General features: G+C 72.5%; 11 protein-coding genes. 3 read left to right on the top strand and 8 right to left on the bottom strand.

Going from position 1 to position 9,034, the window contains the following annotated elements; translation table 11 throughout:
- The first annotated feature begins 13 nt into the window (after positions 1–13).
- Positions 14–100: an integrase core domain-containing protein gene (locus tag HF526_RS18755; RefSeq protein ID WP_420821637.1), complete on the top strand. Its 87-nt coding sequence runs from the start codon at positions 14–16 to the stop codon at positions 98–100.
- 28 nt (positions 101–128) lie between these two features.
- Here the strand turns inward: HF526_RS18755 and HF526_RS18750 are convergent, their stop codons facing one another.
- Entirely contained in the window at positions 129–938 is an 810-nt protein-coding gene (locus tag HF526_RS18750; RefSeq protein ID WP_169382811.1) for an MBL fold metallo-hydrolase, read from the bottom strand.
- Between the two features lie 38 nt (positions 939–976).
- On the bottom strand, positions 977–1,198 hold the full coding sequence (locus HF526_RS18745; protein ID WP_211177449.1) for a hypothetical protein: 222 nt from the start codon (positions 1,196–1,198) through the stop codon (positions 977–979).
- Between the two features lie 201 nt (positions 1,199–1,399).
- On the opposite strand from HF526_RS18745, the gene HF526_RS18740 reads away from it, so the two are divergent.
- Complete coding sequence (locus tag HF526_RS18740) at positions 1,400–2,011, top strand: TetR-type transcription factor C-terminal domain-containing protein (protein WP_169382810.1); 612 nt, start codon at positions 1,400–1,402, stop codon at positions 2,009–2,011.
- Positions 2,012–2,057: 46 nt separating this feature from the next.
- Here the strand turns inward: HF526_RS18740 and HF526_RS18735 are convergent, their stop codons facing one another.
- The 6 genes from HF526_RS18735 to cobF all read right to left on the bottom strand — a co-directional run bounded on the left by HF526_RS18735 (position 2,058) and on the right by cobF (position 8,755).
- Positions 2,058–3,368, bottom strand: a complete 1,311-nt coding sequence (locus tag HF526_RS18735) for an MFS transporter (RefSeq protein ID WP_169382809.1) — start codon at positions 3,366–3,368, stop codon at positions 2,058–2,060.
- A 103-nt stretch (positions 3,369–3,471) separates the two neighbouring features.
- Positions 3,472–4,653: an AI-2E family transporter gene (locus HF526_RS18730; RefSeq protein WP_338051574.1), complete on the bottom strand. Its 1,182-nt coding sequence runs from the start codon at positions 4,651–4,653 to the stop codon at positions 3,472–3,474.
- A gap of 87 nt (positions 4,654–4,740) precedes the next feature.
- Positions 4,741–5,901 carry a cytochrome P450 gene (locus tag HF526_RS18725; RefSeq protein WP_420821636.1) on the bottom strand — a complete coding sequence of 387 codons (1,161 nt, stop codon included), beginning with the start codon at positions 5,899–5,901 and terminating at the stop codon, positions 4,741–4,743.
- Positions 5,898–6,605 carry a thioredoxin domain-containing protein gene (locus HF526_RS18720; protein WP_169382808.1) on the bottom strand — a complete coding sequence of 236 codons (708 nt, stop codon included), beginning with the start codon at positions 6,603–6,605 and terminating at the stop codon, positions 5,898–5,900. Before HF526_RS18720 ends, HF526_RS18725 begins: the two co-directional genes overlap by 4 nt.
- A 53-nt stretch (positions 6,606–6,658) precedes the next feature.
- Positions 6,659–7,906, bottom strand: a complete 1,248-nt coding sequence (locus HF526_RS18715) for an Nramp family divalent metal transporter (RefSeq protein ID WP_169382823.1) — start codon at positions 7,904–7,906, stop codon at positions 6,659–6,661.
- An 81-nt stretch (positions 7,907–7,987) separates the two neighbouring features.
- Entirely contained in the window at positions 7,988–8,755 is a 768-nt protein-coding gene (gene cobF, locus HF526_RS18710; RefSeq protein ID WP_169382807.1) for a precorrin-6A synthase (deacetylating), read from the bottom strand.
- A gap of 91 nt (positions 8,756–8,846) precedes the next feature.
- Between cobF and HF526_RS18705 the strand changes: the two genes are divergently transcribed.
- Positions 8,847–9,011, top strand: coding sequence for a hypothetical protein (locus HF526_RS18705; protein ID WP_169382806.1), 165 nt, complete (start codon positions 8,847–8,849; stop codon positions 9,009–9,011).
- Positions 9,012–9,034: the final 23 nt, after the last annotated feature.

Below are 9,034 nucleotides of genomic sequence, written 5' to 3'. Positions count from 1 at the left end.
ACGACTCACCGCCCTGGACAGCTGGGTGCACGACTACAACACTCGACGCGCCCACTCCGCCCTCGGCGGCCGGCCCCCGGCCACCCGACTCGCCGCATGACCGTCAACAAGGTGCCGGGTCACTACACCTAGAGGGCGCGGAACGCGCGGTTGCCGCCGGTGGTGACCACCCGGCCGAAGCGAAGCCCCGGGAAGTGCGCGCCGACGACGACGTCGGTGGTGTCGGCGACCTCGTCGGCCAGCGCGTTGCGCATCGCGCGGGCGGCGACCGGGTCGACGTCGAACACAGCCTCCCAGTCGGGCTCGGCCAGCTCGACGACCGAGTGCACGACGTCGCCGAGCAGCAGCGCGCGCTCGTCGCCGCTGGACACCACGTAGACCGTGGAACCCGGCGTGTGGCCCGGGGTGTGCCGGGCGTCGAGGCCCGGAGCGATCGTGACGTCGGAGGTGAACGTCTCCAGCTGCCCGGTCAGCGGGGAGAGCTTGCGCACCGCGCCCGCCTCGGCGTCGGCGCTCTCGACGAAGTGCGCCCAGTCGTCGGCGTGCACGCGGTAGGTGGCGTTCGGAAAGACCACCTCGCCCTTCTTCGTCGCCCAGCCGACGTGGTCGAAGTGCAGGTGGGTGAACACCACGTCGGTGACGTCCTCGGGCGCCACGTGACAGCCGCGCAGCGCGTCGAGGAACCCGCCGCCGGCGTACTTGCCGTTGTTGATCGTTCCCACGCCGGCGTCGACGAGCACGACACGCTCACCGGTGCGGACGAGGAACCCGCCCAGCGGCAGGTGCAGGATGCCGTCGTGGTCGACGCCGCTGGCGTCGACGCCCACCGGGTGGCAGGACCACGGGTCGTCCACGCCCGGCCGGGTCAGCACCTCGGCCGCCGGCTCCCGCCCGACCCCGTCGAGCACCGGCAGGATCTCGATGTCGCCGATCCGCATATCGCCTCACTTACTAACGATCGTTAATTGACCGCACCTTACGATGCGGATGCGCCCGGGACAACGGAGGACTCGTTCGCCGGCCGCTGCTGCAGCTGATGGCGGAGGATCTTGCCCGAGCCGGTCCGCGGGATGGCATCGACCTCGATCAGCTCGGCCGGGTAGATGTTCTCCCCGCCACGGATGATCAGCTCATTGGTCCGGCCACTGATCCGCAGGCAACCGTGCTCGGCCCGGCACCCACAGCTCGCCCTCCTCACCGGGGAGCACGTCACGCCCGGTGCCCGGATCGACCGGCCGCACCGTCAGCCCGGCAGCGGCAGCCCGCACGAGCCCATCACCCGGTCCCCGGTGGGCAGTTCATTGTCACGATCACCGCCCGGACGGCGTCGTGCCCGGCGACTCCCGGGTCGGCGGTACGCTAGTGACCGTTTGTTAGCACATCATCGGGGGTGGACCGAGTGGCATCGCACACCGCGGAACCCGCCACGTCCGACACGCGGACGACGGTCACCAGCGCCGCGGTCCTCGACGCCGCCCTGACCTTGTTCGCGCAGCGCGGCTATCACGGCACCGCGCTCAGCCAGGTCGCCGAGGCCCTGGGCATCCGCACGCCCAGCCTCTACAACCACATGCGCTCCAAGCAGGAGCTGCTGCAGACGATCGTCGCCGGCACCACCGCGGGCGTCCTGCAGGACTTCGAGGCGGCCGTCGAGGGCGTGTCCGATCCCGTCGAGCGACTGCGCCGGGCCACCCGGGTGTACGCCCTGCGGCACGCCACCCACCGCCGCGAGGCGCTGATCGTCAACCGGGACACCCCCAGCCTGGACGAGCCGGCCCGCTCCGAGCAGCAGGAGCAGCGCCGCAAGCACGAGCACGCACTGCGCGCGATCATCGCCGAGGGCGTGGCCGGCGGCGCCATGAGCGTCGAGTCCCCGGCGCTGGCCTCCTTCGCGATCCGGGAGATGTGCGTGAGCATCGCCCGCTGGTTCCGCGAGGACGGCCCGTTCAGCGCGGAGCAGGTGGCCGACCAGTACAGCCGGTTCGCCCTGCAGATCGCCGGCGCCCGCTGACGCCGGCGCCGCCCCCGGGAGGCGACGCAGGCGCCGGCGAGTTGGCTCACCCCGCCGCGGCGGGCGCGACCTCGGTCATCGCGACGTCGCGGGTCTCCCGCAGGGCCAGCATGCACGCCGTGCTCATCAGGGCGACGACGGCGAGGTAGAGCCCGATCGCGAAGCTGCCCAGGGTGGGCACCAGCTGGGTGGCCAGCAGCGGGGTCACCGCGCCACCGAGCACACCGCCGAGGTTGTAGGACATCCCCGCACCGGTGTAGCGGTAGCGGGTGGAGAACATCTCCGGCAACTGGGCGCCGATCGGGCCGTAGGCGAACCCGACCACGCCGAGGGCCAGCGACAGCCCGATCACGAAGGACAGCGGCGTGGCCAGGTCGAGGATCGGGAACATGACCAGCCCGATGACGACCGAGGCCGCGTTGCCCGCCACGACCATCCGCTTCCGGCCGACCTTGTCCGACCAGATGGCGCCGAGGACCGTCGTGCCCGCGAAGACGAGCCCGCCGATGATCCCCATCGCGAGCACGGTCGGCCGGGTCAGTCCCAGCTGCTGCGTGCCGTAGCTGGTCAGGTACGTGACGCTGATGTAGAAGAAGGCGAACACCCCGGTCACCGCGCCGGCGCCGAGCAGCACCTCGCGGGGCCGGCGCACCAGCACCTCGGCCACCGGCACCCTGGCCCGGTCGCCGCGCGCCGACGACTCCCGGAACGCCGGGGTCTCCTCGATCGAGAGCCGTACGTAGAGCCCCAGGGTGATGAGCAGGATGCTGGCGAGGAACGGGAGCCGCCAGCCCCAGGCCAGGAACGCGGCGTCGCTCATGGTCAGCGCGGTCGTCAGGAACGTGGCGCTGGCCAGGGCGAACGCCACCGACGGGCCGAGCTGCGGGAACAGCGCGTAGCGACCGCGCTTGTCCGGCGGCGCATTCTCCGCGGTGAGCAGCGTGGCGCCCGCCCACTCGCCGCCGACCGCCAGCCCCTGGGCGATGCGCAGGACCACCAGCAGGATCGGGGCGAGCGCACCGATCGTCGTCGCGCTGGGCAGCAGCCCGATGGCCAGTGTCGACAGCCCCATCAGCAGCAGCGTCGAGACCAGCGTCCGCTTCCGGCCGATCCGGTCGCCGAAGTGCCCGAAGAAGATCGATCCGAAGGGTCGGGCGACGAACGCCACGCCGAAGGTCGCGAACGCCAGCGCGGTTCCGGCCGCGGCGCCGAGCTCCGGGAAGAAGACCTTGTTGAACACCAGAGCGGCGGCCGTGCCGTAGATGAAGAAGTCGTAGAACTCGATCACCGTGCCGGTCATGCTCGCCAGGGCGATCCGGGACATCGGGTTCGCCGGGGGTGCCTTGTCCGCAGCCATCGAGCCTCCTTCGTGTGACTAACGAGCGATCGTATGCACACGAAGTGTCGTACAACACACCCAATTGGGTGTATAGCGGACAAGAAGGACGATTACCTCGCGATCAAACGGTCACGGATTCCGCATCGGGGGCGGCCCGGTCCGGGTCGGCGGCCCCCGCCGCCCCGGACCGGCGGTCGATCTGCTCCCCCAGGTACCGCAGCACCTCCGCGGCGACCGCGGCCACCGGGACCGCCAGGAAGGCGCCCGCGATGCCGTACAGGCTGCCCCCGGCGGTGACCGCGAGCAGCACGACCACGGCGTGCAGCCCGAGGCTGCGGCTCTGCAGCAGCGGCTGCAGCACGTTCCCCTCGATCTGCTGCACCAGGATGATGATCCCCAGCACGATGAGCGCGCTGGTCAGCCCCTTCGTGACCAGCGCGACGAGCACCGCGGCGGCTCCTGCCACCAGGGCTCCGACGATCGGGATGAAGCCGCCGAAGAACGTCAGCACCGCGAGCGGCAGCGCCAGCGGCACCCCCACGATCACCAGGCCGATCCCGATGAACACCGCATCGACGAGGCTGACCAGGGCCTGAGCGCGGATGAACCCGCCGAGCCCGCGCCAGGCCCGGCGCAGCACCTCCTCCAGGTGGCGGCCCGCCCGCTGCCCGGCGACCCGGTGCAGCCAGGGCAGGAACCGCGGGCCGTCCTTGACGAAGAAGAACGCCAGCACGATCGCCAGCACCGCGTTGAGCAGCCCGGATGCGACCGCGCCGACCGTCACCAGCACGCCGGAGGCGATGGCCGACGCGCTGGCCTGCAACTGCCCGGTGATCGAGTTGAGAGCGGCGCCGATCTGCCCCTCGCCCAGGTTGAACGGGGGCCCGGACAGCCAGGTCTGGATCTGCTGCAGGCCCGCCGAGGCGCCCGCGGCGATCTCGTCGGCCTGCCCCACGACCGACGGCGCGAGCAGCACGCCGATCAGCACGAGCACACCGAGCGCGCCGGCGACCACGAGCAGGGCGGCCGGGGCGGGCGGCAGGCCACGGCGGATCAGCCACGCCACCGGCGGGCGCAGCACGGTGGCCAGGATGACGCCCAGCAGCACCGGCCAGACGATCACCCACAGCTGCCCGATGAGCAGCCCGATCAGCACCGCGCCGGCCGCCACCAGGACCAGCCGCAGGCTCCACGTCGCCAGCGTGGTCATCCCGGCGGCGATCACCGCGCCGCGGTCGGCCCGCTCCTCACCGCTGCGGTCGGCGCCCGCCTCGAGACACCGCCCGCCGTCCGTTCCACTCACCGCGACACCCCGGCCCCCCGGGCGCCCCGACGGCGCCCTGTCGGTTTCCAGCCTTCCAGGCCGGTCCGCCCGAGATCGGCACCGGTGTCACCATTCGACCGGCAGGGACTCCACCCCGTACACGATCGAGAACATCCGGAAGGCCAGTTCGTCCCGCGGCACCGCCAGCCGCAGCCCGGGGAACCGGCGCAGCAGCGCGGGGTAGGCGGTGCGCAGCTCCATGCGGCCCAGCTCGGCGCCCACGCACCGGTGCAGGCCGTGACCGAACGCCAGGTGCCCGGCGCTGCCCAGCGCCGGGTCGCGGTCGGCGCCGGACAGCGAGCACAGCACGACGTCGCCGGCCCCGATGCGAACCCCGCCGACCTCGACGTCGTGGCGCGCGAACCGGGGGAAGGCGACCTGCACCACGGACAGGTACCGCAGCAGGTCCTCCACCACGGCGTCGACGCCGGCCGCATCGCCCAGCACCGCCGCGCGCCGCTGCGGGTCCTCCAGCAGCACCAGCGCGCCGAGCGCGAGCATGCTCGCGGTGGTCTCGTGCCCGCCGGTGAGCACTCCGTCGGCGAGCGCGGCCAGGTCGTCGTCGCCGACCTCGTCGCCGTGCTCGCGGATCAACATGCCGAGCAGCCCGTCCCCGGGGTTGCTGCGCTGCGCCACGACCAGCCCACGCAGGTAGTCCATCGACTCGTGGACCGCGGCCAGCGAGCTCTCCATGTCACCCAGCGCGTCGAACCGGCTGACGCTGCGCCGCTCGAACTCGGCGCGGTCCGCGACCGGGACCCCGAGCAGTTCGCAGATGACCAGCGACGGCACCGGCACCGCGAACGTCTCGACCAGGTCCACACCAGGCCCGGCGGCCGCCATCGCGTCGAGCTGCGCGGCCACCACCGCCTCGATCCGCGGCTGCAGTTCCCGCAGCCGGCGCACCGTGAACGCCGGCGTGAGCAGCCGGCGCAGCCGGGTGTGCTCGGGCGGGTCGCGGAAGCCGAGGCCGCCCGGGTCCTGCTCGGCCAGCATCTCCAGGCCGGTGCCGGCCAGGTTGTGGAGGTCGTTGCTGAACGACGCCGTGTCCCCGAGCACGGCGCGGACCTCCTCGTGCCCGGTGACGAGCCAGACGACCGCGAGATCGTCCGGGACCTCCAGGCGGGCGACGGGCCGTTCGCTGCGCAGCGCGGCCAGCTCGGGAACCGGGTCGAGGCCGATGCGCATCAGCGGGAGCAGCAGGGAGGGGTCGGCCGTCTGCGTCACTTCGCCGCCGCCTGCACGGCCTGGCGCAGAGCGGCGTCGGTGCGCTCGATCTCGTGCCCGTTCACCTTGACGGTCGGGGTCGCGTTCACACCCGCGCGCGACGCGTCGTCGGTGACGTTCTGGGTCCACGGGGCGTAGCGCTGATCGTTGACGCACTGGGCGAAGTCGCCGCCGGCCCCGGCCTGCTGACCCAGGGCGATGAGCTGGGCGTTGGTCAGCCCCGGGCTGTTCTCCGGCGGCTGGTTGGCATAGAGCAGCTTGAGGTACTGCGGGAAGACCCCGGCGTCCTGCGCACAGCCCGAGGCCGCCGACGAGCGTGTCGAGTACTGCGTCGTGGAGAACCGGTCCAGGAACGCCACCGGGTGGTAGATCACCCGCGCGGTCCCGGCCGCGACGAACTGGTCGATGGTCGGCCCGGACTGCTCCTCGTAGGCCTTGCAGACCGGGCACTGGAAGTCGAGATAGATGTCGATCGTCGCCGGAGCGGTGGGCTGGCCGACCGGCACCCCTGTGGCGGTGGCGCCCCGCGGGATCGCGAGGTTGCCGGTGCCGGGATGCTGGGCGCGGTACACCCCGAAGCCGACGGCGCCGGCGAACACCACCAGCACGACGACGGCCACGATCACCCAGGTCGACGGGCCGCGCCGGCCGCCGAGTGCTCTCGCATTCTGCTTGCGCCGCTGCGCGGCGCGGTTCCCGCTCACACCCCACTGGTCGCCCGCCGGGGCCGTTCGGTTCCCGCGCGCCGGTGTGAGCTCTACCCCTGTCCGGTGACGGTCAGCCAGATCAGGGCGAGGTTGAGCGCGACGATCGCGGCCACGACCAGCCCGGCGACCGCGACGGTGAACCGCCCGTTCACGCCGTCGCCCATCACCGACCGCCGCGACGTGAGCACGACGAGCGGGATCAGCGCGAACGGGATGCCGAACGACAGCACCACCTGGGACAGGATCAACGCCCAGGTCGGGTCCGCCCCGGCCGACAGCACGATCAGCGCCGGGATCGCGGTGACGACCCGGCGGGCCAGCAGCGGCACCCGGATCTTCAGCAGCCCGGCCATCACGACCGACCCGGAGTAGCAGCCGACCGCGGTCGAGGCGAGCCCGGAGGACAACAGCGCGACGGCGAACAGCAGCGCGATGCCCGCGCCCAGGTTCTGCCCCAGCGCGGTGTGCACGCCCTCCAGGCTCGCGGTGCGCAGGTCGGCGGGCAACGCCGCCGCACCCAGCAGCAACAGCCCGAGGTTGACCGCGCCGGCGATCAGCAACGCGACGGTCACGTCGGCCTTGGTGACGGCCAGCAGCCGGGCGCGTTCCGGGCCGGGCGCCGGGCGGCCGTGCCGGTCGCGGGCCAGCGCGGAGTGCACGTAGATCGCATGCGGCATGACCGTGGCGCCCAGCATCCCGGCCGCGATCAGCACGCCGCCCGCGTCGCCGAAGCCGGGTACGAGCCCGCCGAAGGTGGCAGCCGGGTCGGGCGGGGAGACGAACAGCCCGGCCACGAACCCGATCGCGACCACCGCCAGCATCGCGGCGACGACGCGTTCGAACCGGCGCTGCCCGCCGTCGCGCACCGTGAGGATCACCACCGACACCGCGGCGGTGATCACCCCGCCCCAGATCAGCGGCAGGTCGAACAGCAGGTGCAGCGCGATCGCGCCGCCGAGCACCTCGGCCAGGTCGGTGGCCATCGTGACCAGCTCGGCCTGCACCCAGTAGGCGATCCGGACCCCGCCGGGCAGGTGTACCCGCAGCGCCTCGGGCAGCGACATGCCGGTGACCAGGCCCAGCTTCGCCGCCAGGTACTGCACCAGCCCGGCCATCAGATTGGCCACCACGACGACCCACACCAGCAGGTAGCCGTAGGACGCCCCGGCCGCGGTGTTCGTCGCGACGTTGCCGGGATCGACGTACGCCGCCGCGGCGACCAGCGCCGGTCCCAGCAGCACGGCTCCGCTGCGCGCGCGCGTCATCCGGGGGCCGATGGCTCGGACGGCCGCGGTCATCGCATTCACGGATCAGGGACGCTAACCGGCGCCGGGCGAGCCGCTGTCTCAATCAGAGACGATTCGCCCGGAGCACGCCGCTCACCGCTCCGCGGGCCTGCGCCGCAGCAGGTAGGTGTCCATGATCCAGCCCTTGCGCTCGCGGTGTTCGGCCCGCACCCGCACGATCTCGTCCTTGACCTCCTGGAGGTTGCCGTGCACCAGCACCTCGTCCGGGGAGCCGACGTAGGCACCCCAGTAGATGTCGACGTCGGTGTCGGGCAGACCGGCGAACGCGGTCACGCCGTCGAGCATCACCACGACGTCGTCGACGTCCTCGGGCAGGCCCGCGGCGATCCGGCGCCCGGTGGTGATCAGCACGGGCCGGCCGATCCGGTTCAGGATGAGCCGGTGCGCCGCGGCGAGGGCCTGCACGCTGCTGATCCCCGGAATGCTCTCGACCTCGAACTCGACCTCGCCGCGGGCGGCGATCCGGTCGAGCAGCCGCAGGGTGCCGTCGTAGAGCGACGGGTCGCCCCAGACCAGGAAGGCGCCGACCTGGTCCGCACCGAGCTCGTCGGTGATCATGCGCTGGTAGATCTCCGCGCGCCGGTCCTGCCAGTCGACGACCGCGTCCCGGTACGCCTCGGCGGAGCGGTCCCGCTCGGGGTCGGCCGCCTCGACCACGCGGTAGCGGTCGTGCCCGACGTGCCGGGCGAGCAACTCGGTGCGCAGCCCGGTCAGGTCGTCCTTGACGCCGCCCTTGTCGATCACGAAGAACACGTCGACCCGGTTCATCGCCTTGACGGCCTGAACCGTGATGTGGTCGGGATCCCCCGCGCCGATCCCGATGACGAACACCTTCCGCATGGGGCGACGGTAGATCACCCGGCGCGACCCGGGCGGAGATGGTGCTGCGGTTGGGCGCGGTCACCGGGGTCGGGCACGTGCGGTCCTGCTGTTGCCGGTGCCCGCGGGCTGGATCCTGGTACTGAGCCTGGCCGCGGCCGCGCGGATCCACCATGTGCCGGTGCTGGACGTGGTCTCCGCGGTGGCGGACGTGGCGCTCCTCGTGACGGTGGTCGTCACCACCACGCGGCTGGGCCGGGACCGACCGACAAGATGATCATCCGAGTGCAGAGGAGCAGG

This window comes from Pseudonocardia acidicola (genome assembly GCF_012911935.1).
Classification (GTDB): domain Bacteria; phylum Actinomycetota; class Actinomycetes; order Mycobacteriales; family Pseudonocardiaceae; genus Pseudonocardia; species Pseudonocardia acidicola.
Note: the sequence above shows the minus strand (reverse complement) of the source record. Positions and strands in the feature narration are given on the sequence as shown.

Excerpts from the sequence above, each read along its gene's own strand:
- HF526_RS18750 (WP_169382811.1), bottom strand. The coding sequence starts at position 938 with ATGCGGATCGGCGACATCGAGATCCTGCCGGTGCTCGACGGGGTCGGG.
- HF526_RS18735 (WP_169382809.1), bottom strand. The coding sequence starts at position 3,368 with ATGGCTGCGGACAAGGCACCCCCGGCGAACCCGATGTCCCGGATCGCC.
- HF526_RS18715 (WP_169382823.1), bottom strand. The coding sequence starts at position 7,906 with ATGACCGCGGCCGTCCGAGCCATCGGCCCCCGGATGACGCGCGCGCGC.
- cobF (WP_169382807.1), bottom strand. The coding sequence starts at position 8,755 with ATGCGGAAGGTGTTCGTCATCGGGATCGGCGCGGGGGATCCCGACCAC.